A 16,163-nucleotide genomic window follows, 5' to 3' on the forward strand; every position below is an offset into this window, starting at 1 on the left:
TTGATAAAGAAAGTAAAGCGGTCTTGTCAGGGGCAGAATATCGCGTGAATGATAGTCAAGGCAAGCCAATAATCGCAAGTATCAAAACGGGAGCCGACGGAACAGTCACAACTGGGTACTTACCGGCAGGAAACTATCAGGTACAAGAAAGTGCAGCCCCGACAAATTATGATCTAGCGACACCGTCAAGTGTTGAAGTGACCGTAAAAATGGGCGAAACAACGCCCGAAGTAGTCTTTGAGAATCAACGCCAAAAAGGTAGTCTCCAAATCATCAAACAGGATGATACGAAAAAACGATTAACAGGGGCAAAATATATCGTAAAAAATGCCTCAGGAACCCAAGTAGGAAGCGGACAAACCAACGCCAATGGCGTGTATACGCTAGGAAATTTACCAACAGGGAAATACACGGTAACAGAAACGGCTGCACCTGCGGGGCACGTAGCGGCACCAGTAGAAGGAAATAATCGAGCAGTAGAAGTTATGAGAAATCAAACAGCGACGCTAACCTTTACGAATAATCGCCAAGGGCGAATAAAGATCAAGAAAATTGATAAAGAAAGTAAAGCAGTCTTGTCAGGCGCAGAATATAGAGTGAACGACAGTCAAGGCAAACCAATAATCGCAAGTATTAAAACAGGAGCCGATGGAACAGTGACAACTGGGTATTTACCCGCAGGAAAATATCAGGTACAAGAAAGCGCAGCACCAACAAACTATGATCTAGCGACACCGTCAAGTGTTGAAGTGACCGTAAAAATGGGCGAAACAACGCCCGAAGTAGTCTTTGAGAATCAACGCCAAAAAGGTAGTCTCCAAATCATCAAACAGGATGATACGAAAAAACGATTAACAGGGGCAAAATATATCGTAAAAAATGCCTCAGGAACCCAAGTTGGAAGTGGCAAGACTAACGCAAATGGTGTGTACACGCTGGCGAATTTACCGACAGGTAAATATACGGTAACGGAAACAGCAGCGCCAACAGGTCATGAAATAAATCCAGTAGAAGGAAACAATCGCTCTATCGACATAATCAAAGGCCAAACAGCAACCCTAACTTTCACAAACAACCGTCAAGGATTAATTTTGATCAAGAAATTCGATAAAGAAAGCAGGGCAGTGCTGGCTGGAGCAGAATTTAGGGTATTAAATAATGCTGGTAAAGAAGTTGCTTCAAAGCTAAAAACTGGAAATGATGGACGAATCACCACCGGTTTCTTAACTACAGGGGAATATACAGTTGAAGAAACAGCAGCCCCGACAAATTATGAGCTAGCAGTTCCGAAGAGCAAGAAAGTTATAGTGAAACCTTGGGAAACGACACCCGTAGAATTTGAAAACCAACGCCAAAAAGGTGGTCTAGAAATCATAAAAGTCGATGAAGAAAGAAAAGATAGAAAACTAGCTGGAGCTATTTTTGATATCGCAAGTGATGACAAAGGACAAAATATTCTATATAGAAATCAAAAAACGGATGCGTCTGGAAAAATAACTATTCCAGGTATTGCAACGGGTCTGTACTATGTCAGAGAAACAGCTCCCCCAGCTGGCTATCAGATAATAAAAAAAGGTTGGATACCAGTAACTGTGGTTCGCGGAAAGACAACAATATATCAAGTTGAGAACAGACCTATTAGGCTTCATTTACGTCAAGTCGTATTAAATGAAAATCATGCTTTGGTTGTTCCTAGTACAGGCTATTTCAAACTGGAGCAAATCACAGGTTCTGGCAATACAATAAATACGTATCAATTGGTTACTGGTTCAACGTTGAAGAATAAACCAACAGAGATTACAAAAGAACTTTTTACAACAGTAAGTATTTCTATTGGAATAGATACACTTCAGATTACTGATTTGATCCCTGAGTATTATATGTATCAAGGAGCCATTGCAACAGTAAATGATACTAATCTTGGAGAAAAGCATTCTTTTGATAATACTTCTGAAATAGTAAAAAATGATTCTATTGTAGTAGATTATAGTAAATCGAGTGAATATTGGGTAACTGTTTTTGTCGAACCAAAAATGGGAACAACTTCTAATGGTGAGAAAGAGAAAGAACCTCGACCATATAGTTGGGACTATAAAACCAATGAACTAGGGCGTTTGACTCAAGTTAAGTAGGAGGAAACTTAAATGAAAAAGAAACTAATTGGATTGGCAATTCTTGGGTGTTGTCTATCGCTAGCTGGATGTAGCTCAAAAACTGAGGATGAATCAAAAGAAAAAAAAACGAATCAGGAAAATGTAGGAAAGAAAGAAGTATCTGAAAATAATTATGCGTCAGCGGATAATTCATTTGCTGTAAACAATGAAAATTTTATCACGCCGGACTTTGAAGCAAAGCTGACAGGATCAACTGTTGTTCATGGAGATGATAGTGCAACGTACCTTGTAGTTTTTTATACCTTTACTAATAAAACGAATGTCTTTAAAACAGGACAAGAAGTGTTTGAAAAGTATTTGTTAGCTAATCAGGCATCAAATAAAGACGAGATGGAAACGTTATTTATAGATCATCCTGAAATTAGTGAACAGGTTAAAAAGCTTTCGGATGAATCTACAAAAGAGCAAGAACAAGGGCAAGCAATTCCGATGGCTACAGTCTATAAAACAGTTTCAGATAAAGACTTAAGGTTAGATTTTTTAGATGCCGAAGGATCAACGATAGTATCGAAAAATTATTTGATCAAATTGGATTAGTTGTAGTGATCAATAAAGGAACTACAACGCCACTTATAATTTAAGCAATAGAATAAAAACGAAAGACCTATCACTAAATTCTGTCATTAAATATGAGGAGAACTTAGTGGTAGGTCTTTTATTGACTGATTTTCTTACTTAGAAGAATTATTTAGTATCTAGAAAATATCAGTATTATTCAGTTTAAAATGTCATTTTCTCGATTCGATCAAATGCTTCTTTTAATGTATTTATATCTTGAGTTGCTGCTAAACGCACATAGTTATCACCAGTTGTTTCACCAAAAGCTTTTCCTGGAATCATTAATACATTCGTTTCTTTTAAGACTTTTTCAACAAAAGGGACAGAGGTTAGACCAGTTTTTGAAATGTTGATGAAAGCGTAGATACTACCTTTAACTGGAAGTAAGGAGAGAAACGGAATAGCTGTGATGCGCTTTTCCAAGTATTCCAAGCGTTCTTTAAAAATCGTTACAACTGTTGGAGTTAGCGTTTCAGCGTGATGTAATGCGTAAATACCAGCTTGTTGAGAAGGGCTAGGTGCAGAATAGGTAATACTCTCATTGATCAATTTTGCGGCATCATTGATATAGTCTGGTGCAACCATATAGCCGATACGCCAGCCAGTCATCGCAAAAGCTTTTGAGAAACTGCTGAATGTGATTGTATTGTCAGGTGCAAATGTTGCCATTGGAACAAAGTCATCATAGAAACAAAAAGCCTCATACACTTCATCAGAAAGAATATAAAAGTCATGTTCAATCGCTAAATCAGCAATTGCTTTAAACGTTTCATGAGAAAAAACAGCGCCAGTTGGATTATTTGGTGAGTTGATAATAATCGCTTTGGTTTTATCTGTAATCGCTGCTTTCAACACATCTATATTGATCTGAAAACCATCTTCTTCATAGGTTGGGATAAACACTGGTTTGCCGCCAGCAAAAATCACTTGGTCTTTATACGGAGAAAAATAAGGTTCATGAATAATGACTTCATCTTCTGGATCTAATAACACTTGTAATGTTAAATACATACCGTGTAAAGCTCCGACCGTAGCACGCACTTGGCTTGCATCAAAGGCTAGACCGTATTGTTTTTGATAAAATGTAACGACAGTATCGATAAATTCCTGGCTGCCACCAGAAGCAGTGTATTTTGTATGACCGTTTTTTACATCTGTAAAGGCAGCATCAATAATTCGTTCGTCTGTAATCAAATCTGGATCACCTATCGATAAATCCAATAAATCTGGTACTTGTTTTGCTAATGTAGCAATATCCATTAAAATGTTTTCAGCAGGCTGCTGATGTTTTTTTGCAATGTTTGAACGATCCATTTTTTTACCTCCAATAATTTGTTACTATATTCATTCTATACCATTTTTTTAAGAGGGCAAAGCAAGTTTTTTTATCCCTGCTTTGCCCTCTTAATTTTTTTACAAAACTTTTCTCAGAAAATCTTGCGTTCTTGGGTTTTTCGGCTGGCCAAAAATCTCTTCCGGTGTGCCTTCTTCTTGAATAATACCAGCATCCATGAAGATCACACGATCGGCTACTTCACGGGCAAAGCCCATTTCATGTGTTACAACGACCATGGTCATTCCTTCAACTGCTAAAGCTTTCATAACGGCTAAAACTTCACCGACCATTTCTGGATCAAGTGCAGATGTTGGTTCATCGAATAGCATCACATCAGGATTCATTGCTAATGCACGCGCAATCGCTACCCGTTGTTGTTGTCCGCCGGATAAGCTTGACGGATAGCTAGTAGCTTTGTCTTGTAAACCAACTTGTTCTAACAGAGCCAGTGCCTTTTCTTTTGCAGCTTCGGCCGTCTCCTTTTTAACTTTGATTGGACTGATCGTTAAATTATCCAAAACTGTTTTATGAGGGAAGAGATTAAAATTTTGGAATACCATCCCCATTTTTTGGCGAAGAGCATCGATGTCTGTATCTTTATCCAATAAATTTTTCCCTTCAAATTCAATCACACCGTCTGTTGGCTGTTCTAATAAGTTCAAGCAACGTAGAAAAGTACTTTTCCCACTGCCGGAAGGACCGATGATCACGACCACTTCACCAGCTTTTACATCCAAATCAATGCCTTTTAAGACTTCATTTTTCCCGAAGGTTTTGTGTAAGTTTTTTATATTAATCACTTGTGCTCATTCTCCTTTCAGCAACACCTAATAGGCGAGAAATGGTAAAGGTTAAAACAAAGTAAATCAATGATACCACTAAATATGGTAAGAATGGTTTAAAGCTGGCACCTTGAACATTACCGGCTTGGAAAATCAATTCTGAAACGCCGATAACGGAAACGACAGAAGATTCTTTGATGACAGTGACAAATTCATTGCCTAACGCAGGTAAGATATTTTTGATTGCTTGCGGTAAAATGATATACCGCATCGCTTGCGGTTGATTCATACCAAGAGAACGTGCCGCTTCTAATTGCCCTTTGTTGACAGCATTGATTCCTGCACGAACGATTTCAGCAACATAGGCACCACTGTTTAAGGCAAGGGCGATACAACCAGCAGCGATTTTCGATAGGTCAAGACCTAACACACCTGTACCGAAATAAACGATAAAGATTTGAACTAATAAAGGAGTACCACGAACATATTCAATATAGCAAATCGCAATACCACGTAAAATTTTTGATTTAGATAACTTCATCAAGGCTAATAAACCACCCAGAATCGCACCAAATAAAACGCCCATAAAGGCTAAGAAAATAGTATAACCAGCACCACTGATGTAGAATTTCCCGTATTTGCCAAGGAAACTTTCATCATCGGTAAACATTAATTTACCTGCTTCTTTTTTATAACCATCGAGTAAGTTGTTGTCATTGATTGTTTTGATTGAAGCATTTACTTTTTGTTCTAAAACAGGCGCATTTTTAGGAATCGCAACGGCTGCATCCTTTTGACCTTGTTCAAATGAAACATCTGCAAAAGTTAATTCTTGATCACGATCAACATACGCTTCTGCGACAGGACCTTCTAAAACAGCAGCATCCACTTTTTTATTTTTTAAGTTCATAATGATGTCTGGTACTTTTTGTAAGGAAGTTGGGATCGAGCCGACAAGCTCTGTTTTCGCCAATTCTTCTTGTGTGGTTTGCTTTTGGACACCAACTTTTACACCATCAAAATCTTTTGTTGATTGGAATTGATCTTTGTCCGCTTTTCTCACGACCACTTTTTGTTGGACGGTCATGTAAGGCGTGGAAAAATTGACTTCTTGCAGTCGCTCAGGCGTTGGTGCCATGCCTGAAATGATTAAATCGATTTTACCTGTTTTCAATGCACCTAATAATGCATCAAAACCCAATTCTTCGATTTTTAATTTAACGCCCATATCATCTGCAATTTTTTGTGCAATTGAGATGTCAAAACCAACGACTTGGTCTTTGCCATCAACGTCTGCATGAAATTCATATGGTGCGTAATCAGCGGACAAACCAACAATCAGCTCTCCTCGTTTCATGATGCTGTCGTAAACTGGATCTGGTTCTTCGGCGATTGCTGTAGTTACTGGAATAAAAGTAAGCAGTACTAGCAATATAGGAATGATAAGTGCTAAGGTTTTTTTACATAATTTCATTTGTTCTTCTCCTTTATAATAGAATGATAACAGTTCAAGAAACATAACTGCTTGATTTTCAATAAATATTCTAAAAATCATGAATAAATGTATAAAAATTTATTGTTTTTGGATGTGTTTTATCATATCATAGATTAAGGGAAAGGAAAAGTGAATTTTATCAAAGAATTTACGAAAGTTCACTTTTGCATAAAAATTAGTAAAAAATGAAAGGTCGAGAAGAATGAATCAATCATTGATAGTAAGAGGAGCACCGCAAGAATATGAATGTCGAGTTGGTGCATGGGATGATTTAGAAGAACATTTAAATAGAAGAAAGATCAAACGAGTCATGGTTTTACACGGGAAAGATTCGTGGGAAGCGGCTAAACCTTATTTTCCGACATTTGTGAATATAGATGCACAGTTTGTCTATTATGGCGGAGAATGTACAGATAAGAAGACGATGGAATTAAAACGTTTATTTGAGCAGAAGCAATTAGATGGGATCATTGCTGTTGGCGGTGGTAAAATTGCGGATTTAGGGAAAGCAGTGGCAAATCAATGCAACACGCCGATCTTGATTTTACCAACCTTAGCTGCGACGTGTGCTGCGTATACGCCGCTAAGCGTAATTTATAAAACAGACGGTGCCATGGATCGTTATGATGTTTTTGCAAATAGCAATGCCTTGGTTTTGATCGAGCCTAAAGTAATTTTGGATTCGCCGATTGAATTGATGATTGCTGGCATCGGCGATACTGCAGCAAAATGGTACGAAGCAGATGCGATGATATCTCAGTTAGAAGTACAGCCGATTGAAATCCAAGTTTCTGCATTCGCAGCCAAAAAATGTCGAGATGTTTTGCTTGCAAACAGTCAAGAAGCACTTAATGCTATGAAAGAAAAAGAAATCAATCAAGCCTTTTTAAATGTTGTAGAAACGAATATTTTACTTGGTGGAATGGTTGGAGGGTTTGGTGATGACTATGGTCGAACGTCTGGGGCCCACTCAATTCATGATGCATTGACTATCTTGCCAGAGAGCCATCAACAATTACATGGTAATAAAGTTGCTTATGGAGTGTTGGTTCAGTTGGTGATCGAAGATAAATGGTCAGAAATCGAACAACTAATTCCATTTTACCGCAGCCTTGATTTACCAATTTCTTTAAAAGAAATGAAGATGCATTTATCAGAAGATGATTATCAGCGCGTTGCTGAGCGTGCTGCTGAACCACATGAAACCATTCATTATATGAAAGAAAAGATTACGCCAGAAATTATAAAAACAGCAATGATCGAACTTGAAGCAGCAATGAGTAACAAATAAGTGAAGTTGAAAAACAAAAGAACTGGAGAGCGAAGGTTTAAAAATCTTATCTCCAGTTTTTATTGTCTAAGGATATCTTAAAGAAAGCCCGTAAAACCTTGCAAATACGAACAAAAAAAAGTATGATGAGGAAAGTGTAAATTTACAAAAGAAAGTAGGAGAATGAATGACAGAACCAGCCATTCGTTATCGTTTAATAAAGAAAGAAAAACATACAGGTGCCCGTTTAGGCGAAATCATCACGCCTCACGGTACGTTTCCAACACCAATGTTTATGCCTGTAGGAACGTTAGCGACAGTAAAAACAATGTCACCAGAAGATTTGAAAGAGATGGGCGCAGGAGTGATTCTGAGCAATACCTATCATTTGTGGCTTCGTCCAGGAGATGATTTGATTGCAGAAGCTGGTGGCTTACATAAATTTATGAATTGGGATCAACCGATTTTAACCGATTCTGGCGGCTTTCAAGTGTTTTCATTAAGTGATATGCGTAAAATCACAGAAGAAGGCGTTCATTTTAGACATCATTTGAATGGGTCAAAATTGTTTCTTTCGCCGGAAAAAGCAATCAATATCCAAAATAATCTAGGCTCTGATATTATGATGAGTTTTGATGAATGTCCACCATTTGATGAAAGCTATGATTATGTGAAGAAATCGATCGAACGTACATCACGCTGGGCAGAACGTGGCTTGAAAGCTCATGCTAATCCTGATCGTCAAGGTTTATTCGGAATCATTCAAGGTGCTGGTTTTGAAGATCTACGTCGTCAAAGTGCGAAAGATTTGATCAGTATGGACTTTCCAGGCTATTCCATTGGTGGCTTATCAGTTGGTGAGCCAAAAGCTGAAATGAATCGTGTGCTAGATTTTACAACGCCTTTGATTCCTGATAATAAACCAAGATACCTAATGGGTGTGGGAACAGCTGACTCATTGATTGACGGTGTGATTCGTGGGATCGATATGTTTGACTGTGTCTTGCCGACTCGAATTGCTAGAAATGGTACTTGTATGACTTCTAAAGGTCGTCTGGTTGTTAAAAATGCACAGTACGCAAGAGATTTCCGTCCGTTGGATGAGAAATGTGATTGTTACACATGTAAAAACTATACTCGTGCTTATATCCGTCACTTAATCAAAGCGGATGAAACATTTGGGATTCGTTTAACCTCTTACCATAATTTGTACTTCCTATTGAATTTGATGAAACAAGTTCGTCAAGCAATCATGGATGATAATTTACTAGAATTTAGACAAGCCTTTTTTGAAGAGTATGGTTTCAATAAAGAGAATGCGAAAAGTTTCTAAAAAAAAGATCAAAAGACTAGTGTTGCACAAGAAATTTTGGTACAGTAAACTAGTGATTATACGATAGAGAGGTGAATAGAAAATGGGCGGAGGACTTTCGTTTATTTTACCATTAATTCTTTTAGCGGGAATGATGTTTTTTATGACTCGTTCGCAAAAGAAACAACAAAATGAACGTCAAACACTTTTAGACGCAATGAAAGTGGGCGATGGCGTTGTAACGATCGGCGGCTTACACGGCGTGATCTCTGAAATTGACGCTGATAAGAGAACTGTATTGATCGATTGTGAAGGAATTATCCTTGAATTTGATCGTGCTGCAATCAAAACAGTAAAACCAGGTACCATTGTTACAAATGACAATGACGTAACTGTGGTTGAAACAGAAGAAACAATTGTTGAAGAACCAACAACTTCTGAAAATGATGAGACGAAAGAATAAATTCCAGCTTGCTGGGATTTTTTCTTTCTAACTAAAACTACTAGACATAGATTATTCTTTGGAAAGAGGGGAGAACCATCGAAAAGCTATCATGGCACCAAAAGTTCTTATTAAAAAGAGAATTAAAAATCACTTGCCGATCTTTTCAGCAACTAGGTTATTCATCAGTCAATGAAACCGAATTGATGAACTATCTCGTTTCTTATCGTTGGAAAAAGAAAGCTCCATCATCTATCAAAGCTTGTCGTGAAGACATTTTACATATTGAACCAAACGAATTTTTTGATTATCAACAATTGATTGCACAAACTAGTAATTTAACTATCAAAGATTGGCATGATTTAACGGATCTATTCTAGTGCAGAATAGATCCGTTTTTTCTTTTAGTATGATAAGAAGCGCTTACAATGATAATCCAGAAAAAAATGTGCTTAAATGTGAAGAAAATCACAATAAAACTATTTACAAGAAAAAAATAATGTTGTATGATATGTATGTGAAATAGTTAACAAACAAAAAATAAATCATTTATTTTTCTAGGAGGATCACAATGGCTAAAACAATGAAGAAAGAAGATACTAAAACAACTGATGTATCAACAATGATCGACGAGCTAGCGAAAAAAGCAAATGTCGCTTTAAAAGAAATGGAAGACTTCGATCAAGAAAAAGTTGACCACATTGTGCACCAAATGGCAATGGCTGCTTTAGATCAACATATGCCTCTAGCAAAAATGGCTGTCGAAGAAACTGGCCGTGGAATTTACGAAGATAAAGCAATTAAAAATATGTATGCATCTGAATATATCTGGAACAGCATTAAACACGATAAAACAGTAGGAGTTATTAATAAAGACGACCAAACAGGCTTAATCGAAATCGCTGAACCAGTCGGAGTTGTTTGTGGTGTTACACCAACAACAAATCCAACATCAACAACTATTTTTAAAGCATTGATTTCAATCAAAACACGTAATCCAATCGTATTCGCTTTCCATCCAAGCGCTCAAAAATGTTCTGCTGAAGCGGCTCGTATCGTCCGTGATGCAGCAATCAAAGCAGGCGCTCCTGAAAACTGTGTACAATGGATCGAACAACCTTCATTAGAAGCTACTTCAGGTTTGATGAACCATCCTGGAATCGCCATTGTTTTAGCCACTGGTGGTGCGGGCATGGTGAAATCAGCGTATTCAACTGGTAAACCAGCGTTAGGTGTAGGACCAGGTAACGTTCCTTCATATATTGAAAAAACAGCAAAAATCAAACGTGCAGTCAACGACTTGATCGTGTCTAAATCATTCGATAATGGTATGATCTGTGCTTCTGAGCAAGCTGTGATCGTAGATAAAGAAGTTTATGCAGCTGTAAAAGCTGAATTTGAAGCGCATCAAGTGTACTTCGTTAAACCAAACGAATTACAAAAACTAGAAGATGCTGTTATGAACGAAGGCAAATATGCCGTTAATCCAGCAATCGTTGGTTATTCTGCTGAACATATCGCAGAACTTGCTGGCATCAAAGTACCAAAAGGCACGAAAATTTTAATTGCTGAGCTAGAAGGTGCTGGTGCTGAATATCCACTTTCACGTGAAAAATTATCGCCAGTTTTAGCGATGATGAAAGCAAAAAATACAGATCACGCTTTTGACTTATGTGAAGCAATGCTTGAATTAGGTGGATTAGGCCATACAGCAGTGATCCATACAGAAGATGAAGATCTACAAGTGAAATTTGGCTTACGTATGAAAGCTTGCCGTATCTTAGTGAACTCTCCATCTGCTGAAGGCGGAATCGGTAATATCTATAACGAAATGATTCCTTCATTAACATTAGGTTGCGGATCTTACGGTAAAAACTCAGTCTCTAAAAACGTATCTGCTGTCAACTTGATCAACGTCAAAACTGTAGCGAAACGGAGAAATAATATGCAATGGTTTAAATTACCGCCAAAAATTTTCTTTGAAAAAAATTCATTACAATATCTACAAAAAATGGAAAATGTTGAACGTGTGATGATCGTTTGTGATCCAGGAATGGTTCAATTCGGCTATGCAGATACAGTTCGTAAAGAATTACAAAAACGCAAAAACGACGTTCAAATCGAAGTATTCTCAGCAGTAGAACCAAATCCATCTACAAATACAGTATATGCTGGAACAAAAGTGATGGTTGATTTTGAACCAGATACGATCATCGCTTTAGGTGGGGGCTCTGCAATGGATGCAGCCAAAGGCATGTGGATGTTCTATGAGCACCCAAATACAGAATTCTTTGGCGCTAAACAAAAATTCTTAGATATCCGTAAACGTACGTACAAAATTGAAAAAGCAGTTAAAACACAATTTGTATGTATTCCAACAACCTCAGGTACAGGTTCAGAAGTAACACCATTTGCGGTTATTACAGATAGCGAAACACATGTAAAATACCCATTAGCGGATTATGCCTTGACACCAGATGTTGCGATCATCGATCCACAATTTGTCATGTCAGTTCCTGCTTCTGTAACAGCGGATACTGGTATGGACGTTTTAACACATGCGATCGAGTCTTATGTTTCAGTAATGGCTTCTGATTACACTCGTGGATTAAGTTTACAAGCAATCAAATTAGTCTTTGAACACTTAGAAAACTCAGTGAAACGTCCAGATGCTGAAAGCCGTGAAAAAATGCATAATGCATCAACAATGGCTGGTATGGCATTTGCCAACGCATTCTTAGGAATTTGTCACTCAGTAGCGCATAAAATTGGTGGAGAATATGGGATTCCTCACGGACGTACAAATGCGATTTTATTACCGCATATCATCCGTTACAATGCCAAAGATCCTTCAAAACATGCAATGTTCCCTAAATATGACTACTTCCGTGCAGACACAGATTACGCTGATATCGCGAAATTCTTAGGTCTTAAAGGAAAAAATACAGCAGAATTAGTGGATGCATTAGCAACAGCAGTTTATGATTTAGGTGTATCTGTTGGAATCGATATGAATTTGAAAGCTCAAGGTGTAACACAAGAAATTCTTGATTCTACAGTTGATCACATGGCTGAATTAGCGTATGAAGATCAATGTACAACAGCAAATCCGAAAGAACCATTGATCAGCGAATTAAAACAAATCATCATTGATGCTTATAATGGTTAATTGAATAAAGTGAGAAGAGTAGCTAAAAAGTTACTCTTCTTTTTTTATGAAAAAGAGTATAATGAGGAGAATAAAAAGCGGAGGGATAGATAATGACAATCAGAGAAGCAAAACTAGAAGATATTGATACAATCAATCAACTAAATACGTATCCATTAAATCATGAATATCCACTGGAAGAGGCGAAAAAACAGTTGAGTTACCTACTTTCATCACCTGTCAATAAATTATTTGTACAAGAATTAGAAGGAAGAGTAGTTGGCTACATCCAACTAAGTGAATATGTCTGTACTTATGGTCCGAAGCTGATGAATGTGATGGCTCTAGTAGTAGATGAAAACATACATGGTCAAGGGATAGGAAAATCTTTGCTCAATCATGCAGAACAATGGGCACAAGAAGAGGACGCCAAAGGTATTCGACTAAATTCAGGTGTAGAGCGAACTGAAGCGCACAAGTTTTATGAACATCAAGGCTATGTAAGAGTCAAAAATCAAGTGAATTTCAGAAAGCTATTTGACTAAGTGAGATAACAATATCAGTCGTAAAGAATAAAATTATATATTGACAAATGAAAACGTAAAATGATACCATAGAAAAATAACGAAGAAGAAAGGAGGGAGCAAAATGACAATGAATCAATTCGACACAAGTAATAGTCAGAAATGGGTTGTAGAGCATTATCTTAGATTGAGACAATGGCAAAAATCATGTTTTTTTGCTCTCTCTTTCAGTATATAGAACTATTTAAGCACAGTTCTTTAACAGATAAAGCCGTCGATCATTTTTGATCGGCGGTTTTTTTGTCGAAATTTTACGGAGGTGAATCCAATGAGTGGAAGAAAAGGAAAAAATCAAACCGGCTAAGGGATGCGGCCGTCATTTTGCATTCCGAATAGTATAAAAGAATGAGGAATCAGAATGTTAACAATTAAAGGAAAATATAACGAAGCACAAGTATATACAGATATGGTGGACGATAGCACGATCGGGCAAATCATATCTTTATGCAATCAAGAATTTGCTAAAGATAGTCAAATCAGAATCATGCCAGACACGCATAGCGGCTCTGGTTGTGTGATTGGCACAACGATGACAATCAAAGACAAGGTAGTGCCCAATCTAGTTGGGGTAGATATTGGTTGTGGACTATATGTCGTTAAACTAAATAAATCTATCAAAACAAATTTTGATAAACTAGATCGGATTATTCGAACAAGAATTCCAAGTGGTTCTCACTCACATGATAAAAGTCAGTATATGTTTGAACTAGGAGCGGTGTCGGCGCCAATTCACAAAGGATGGGCTTTAAGAAGCTTAGGGACACTTGGTGGAGGAAATCATTTTATTGAAGTCAATGAAGGCAATGATGGATTGTATTTAGTGATTCATAGTGGTAGTCGGATTTTAGGGAAAGAGATTGCTGAATACCACCAGGAAGTTGCGTACCAAACGTTATCTCAACTACGAAAAGAATTAAAGATCCAAAGGACAAATGCTAAAAATAATGGAGAGTTTGAAAAAACTTTAGAGCTACAAAAACTACGAGAATCAGTAAAAATTCCGTATGAGCTATCTTATGTTACAGGAGAGCATTTAACAAACTATTTAAATGATATGAAAATCGCTCAAGCCTACGCGGCAATGAATCGTAAAGTTATGGCTGAGATCATTATCAAAGGAATGAAGTGGAAAAAGGCTGTGATCGAATCATTTGACTGTCCACATAATTATATTGATTTAGAGCATAAACTTTTAAGAAAAGGAGCGGTCTCAGCTAAGCTTGGTGAAAAAATCATCGTTCCTTTAAATATGAAAGATGGAAGTATTCTTGCTACAGGAATGGGGAATAGTGACTGGAATCAATCAGGACCACATGGCGCAGGTCGCGTGTTAAGCCGTTCACAGGCAAAAGCAAAAATTAGTTTAGAAAGTTATCAACATGCTATGAAACATGTCTGGACGACTTCCGTTTCAAAGAAAACAATTGATGAAGCGCCAAAAGCATATAAACCAATGAAACAATTGATGGAAGATATGAAAGACACAATGGAAATTCAGGAAGTGATTCGCCCACTGTATAATTTTAAGGGCTAAGTTGTTTGAGCTAAATAGGAGAAAAATAGTATGAGTGAAAGAGTAATCATGTCTAAAAAAGTTGAAAAAGTAGAAACAGTTGATCGTTTCGCTGACAACTTCTTAAGTAGTTCTGAAAATCAGGTTGAATTGAATAAATACTTTGCCCGACACTTTTTTGATGCATTCAAAGGAACGATTGATGATGAAGGAGAGACGTTGACTGATTGGCTGATCGAGGTTAGGGAAGCTTTTCAAGGAAAATATGGACCGATAATGAAAGAACACTCTTTTTATATTAAAGAAGAAGAGAGGATCATTGCCAGTACCGTTGTTGCCTTGTTTCGGGGTGTTCCCTTAGTTATTTATGTTGCGGTTGACCCTAGAGATAGAGGGCGTGGACTTGCTAAAAAATTGTTAATGAACATGCTAAATTCTTTTTATGACTCAATCTATCAAGACGTTTTTTTGGTTGTAACACCAGGCAATCTACCAGCAGAAATAATTTATAAACAGCTAGGGTTTGAGGGAGTCGGAATAAACTGGGAGGAACTCTTAGAATCGACATGATCAAGAGCATGGCTTTTTCAAATAAATCATTTGATGTATATAATGGAATCAAAGGATCTGAGTTTGATTAAACCAGTAATTTCATTTAAGAAAGGATGATTAAAAATGTCAAAATTTTCTCCATGTTTATGGTTTGACGGAAAAGTAGAAGAAGCGGCTGAGTTTTATGTGAACGCATTTGAAGAGAGTAAAATTAATCAGGTTGATTACTATGTAGATAGTGAACATCAACCCAAAGGCTCAGTGTTGACGATAGCATTGACCCTTGCAGGGCAAGAAGTTATTTTGCTAAATGGTGGACCAGAATTTACGTTTACACCAGCAATTTCATTTTTTGTGGAGTGTGAAACAGAAGCGCAAATCGACAAATTATGGGAAACGTTGAGTCATAATGGTGAAGTTTTGATGGAATTTGGTGAATATCCATTCAGTAAAAAATATGGTTGGCTGAATGATCAATATGGCGTTTCATGGCAATTAGTTTTAGCTGGCACACCGCAGTCGATTGCGCCTAGTTTTTTATTTGCTGGAGAACAATTTGGCAAAGCGGAAGCGGCGATGCAACAGTGGATTGAAATTTTTGGTGATGGCAAGGTAGAATATATCCAAAAAAATCCTGATGGTACTGTTGCACAAGCACTATTTACGATGCATGGGCAACCATTTCGGGTAATGGATAGCGGTGAGGCACATGACTTTACGTTCACGATGGCAACTTCGTTTTATGTTTACTGTAAAGATCAAGCAGAGATCGATCGTTTGTGGGAGGCTGTCACCGCCAAAGGAAAAGAATGGCCGTGTGGTTGGATGGAAGATGAGTATGGGGTCTGTTGGCAAACCGTGACGAACGATATGGAGGAGCTGTTGGATAATTCTGATCCAGATAGAGCTTATCGGGTAATGCAGGAATTGTATAAAATGAAACGCATTGATATCGCTGCATTGAGAAAAGTATATGAAGGCTAAAAAAAGAAGATTG

Annotated in this window: 14 protein-coding genes; 11 read left to right on the top strand and 3 right to left on the bottom strand. The window is 37.5% G+C overall.

Translation table 11 applies throughout. The annotated features are described in order from the left end of the window. Positions 1-2,132, top strand: a 2,132-nt coding sequence (locus RV15_RS18680; RefSeq protein ID WP_281246819.1) for an MSCRAMM family protein, incomplete at its 5' end; no start/stop codon positions are given. A gap of 12 nt (positions 2,133-2,144) precedes the next feature. After that, on the top strand, positions 2,145-2,711 hold the full coding sequence (locus tag RV15_RS02375) for an LptM family lipoprotein (RefSeq protein ID WP_071876466.1): 567 nt from the start codon (positions 2,145-2,147) through the stop codon (positions 2,709-2,711). 183 nt (positions 2,712-2,894) lie between these two features. Here the strand turns inward: RV15_RS02375 and RV15_RS02380 are convergent, their stop codons facing one another. The 3 genes from RV15_RS02380 to RV15_RS02390 form a co-directional block, all read right to left on the bottom strand. Then, positions 2,895-4,046, bottom strand: a complete 1,152-nt coding sequence (locus tag RV15_RS02380; protein WP_071876467.1) for a pyridoxal phosphate-dependent aminotransferase — start codon at positions 4,044-4,046, stop codon at positions 2,895-2,897. Positions 4,047-4,145: 99 nt separating this feature from the next. Beyond that, on the bottom strand, positions 4,146-4,868 hold the full coding sequence (locus RV15_RS02385) for an amino acid ABC transporter ATP-binding protein (RefSeq protein WP_071876468.1): 723 nt from the start codon (positions 4,866-4,868) through the stop codon (positions 4,146-4,148). Next, entirely contained in the window at positions 4,861-6,324 is a 1,464-nt protein-coding gene (locus RV15_RS02390) for an ABC transporter substrate-binding protein/permease (protein WP_071876469.1), read from the bottom strand. Before RV15_RS02390 ends, RV15_RS02385 begins: the two co-directional genes overlap by 8 nt. Positions 6,325-6,547: 223 nt before the next feature. Here RV15_RS02390 and RV15_RS02395 point away from each other — a divergent pair, with 223 nt between their 5' ends. From RV15_RS02395 to RV15_RS02435, 9 genes are all read left to right on the top strand, one after another. Beyond that, positions 6,548-7,636, top strand: coding sequence for an iron-containing alcohol dehydrogenase family protein (locus RV15_RS02395; protein ID WP_071876470.1), 1,089 nt, complete (start codon positions 6,548-6,550; stop codon positions 7,634-7,636). Between the two features lie 166 nt (positions 7,637-7,802). Further along, the gene (gene tgt / locus RV15_RS02400; protein WP_010771116.1) at positions 7,803-8,948 is read left to right on the top strand and encodes a tRNA guanosine(34) transglycosylase Tgt; all 1,146 of its coding nucleotides are present in this window, start codon (positions 7,803-7,805) and stop codon (positions 8,946-8,948) included. 82 nt (positions 8,949-9,030) lie between these two features. Continuing rightward, positions 9,031-9,390, top strand: a complete 360-nt coding sequence (gene yajC, locus RV15_RS02405; protein ID WP_071876471.1) for a preprotein translocase subunit YajC — start codon at positions 9,031-9,033, stop codon at positions 9,388-9,390. Positions 9,391-9,467: 77 nt separating this feature from the next. Continuing rightward, positions 9,468-9,749: a post-transcriptional regulator gene (locus RV15_RS02410; protein ID WP_281246821.1), complete on the top strand. Its 282-nt coding sequence runs from the start codon at positions 9,468-9,470 to the stop codon at positions 9,747-9,749. A gap of 191 nt (positions 9,750-9,940) precedes the next feature. Continuing rightward, positions 9,941-12,538, top strand: a complete 2,598-nt coding sequence (gene adhE, locus RV15_RS02415; protein WP_071876473.1) for a bifunctional acetaldehyde-CoA/alcohol dehydrogenase — start codon at positions 9,941-9,943, stop codon at positions 12,536-12,538. A 92-nt stretch (positions 12,539-12,630) separates the two neighbouring features. Continuing rightward, positions 12,631-13,062: a GNAT family N-acetyltransferase gene (locus tag RV15_RS02420; RefSeq protein WP_071876474.1), complete on the top strand. Its 432-nt coding sequence runs from the start codon at positions 12,631-12,633 to the stop codon at positions 13,060-13,062. Positions 13,063-13,459: 397 nt separating this feature from the next. Next, on the top strand, positions 13,460-14,635 hold the full coding sequence (locus tag RV15_RS02425) for an RtcB family protein (protein ID WP_071876475.1): 1,176 nt from the start codon (positions 13,460-13,462) through the stop codon (positions 14,633-14,635). A 30-nt stretch (positions 14,636-14,665) separates the two neighbouring features. Next, the gene (locus RV15_RS02430) at positions 14,666-15,184 is read left to right on the top strand and encodes a GNAT family N-acetyltransferase (RefSeq protein ID WP_071876476.1); all 519 of its coding nucleotides are present in this window, start codon (positions 14,666-14,668) and stop codon (positions 15,182-15,184) included. Between the two features lie 105 nt (positions 15,185-15,289). Next, complete coding sequence (locus RV15_RS02435) at positions 15,290-16,150, top strand: VOC family protein (protein ID WP_071876477.1); 861 nt, start codon at positions 15,290-15,292, stop codon at positions 16,148-16,150. Positions 16,151-16,163: the final 13 nt, after the last annotated feature.

The sequence above is a fragment of the Enterococcus silesiacus genome (assembly GCF_001886225.1).
Taxonomy (GTDB): domain Bacteria; phylum Bacillota; class Bacilli; order Lactobacillales; family Enterococcaceae; genus Enterococcus_L; species Enterococcus_L silesiacus.

Bases quoted from the DNA above. Each gene is read 5' to 3' on its own strand.
- RV15_RS02375 (WP_071876466.1), top strand. From the start codon at position 2,145: ATGAAAAAGAAACTAATTGGATTGGCAATTCTTGGGTGTTGTCTATCG.
- RV15_RS02380 (WP_071876467.1), bottom strand. From the start codon at position 4,046: ATGGATCGTTCAAACATTGCAAAAAAACATCAGCAGCCTGCTGAAAAC.
- RV15_RS02390 (WP_071876469.1), bottom strand. From the start codon at position 6,324: ATGAAATTATGTAAAAAAACCTTAGCACTTATCATTCCTATATTGCTA.
- RV15_RS02395 (WP_071876470.1), top strand. From the start codon at position 6,548: ATGAATCAATCATTGATAGTAAGAGGAGCACCGCAAGAATATGAATGT.
- tgt (WP_010771116.1), top strand. From the start codon at position 7,803: ATGACAGAACCAGCCATTCGTTATCGTTTAATAAAGAAAGAAAAACAT.
- yajC (WP_071876471.1), top strand. From the start codon at position 9,031: ATGGGCGGAGGACTTTCGTTTATTTTACCATTAATTCTTTTAGCGGGA.
- adhE (WP_071876473.1), top strand. From the start codon at position 9,941: ATGGCTAAAACAATGAAGAAAGAAGATACTAAAACAACTGATGTATCA.
- RV15_RS02420 (WP_071876474.1), top strand. From the start codon at position 12,631: ATGACAATCAGAGAAGCAAAACTAGAAGATATTGATACAATCAATCAA.
- RV15_RS02425 (WP_071876475.1), top strand. From the start codon at position 13,460: ATGTTAACAATTAAAGGAAAATATAACGAAGCACAAGTATATACAGAT.
- RV15_RS02430 (WP_071876476.1), top strand. From the start codon at position 14,666: ATGAGTGAAAGAGTAATCATGTCTAAAAAAGTTGAAAAAGTAGAAACA.
- RV15_RS02435 (WP_071876477.1), top strand. From the start codon at position 15,290: ATGTCAAAATTTTCTCCATGTTTATGGTTTGACGGAAAAGTAGAAGAA.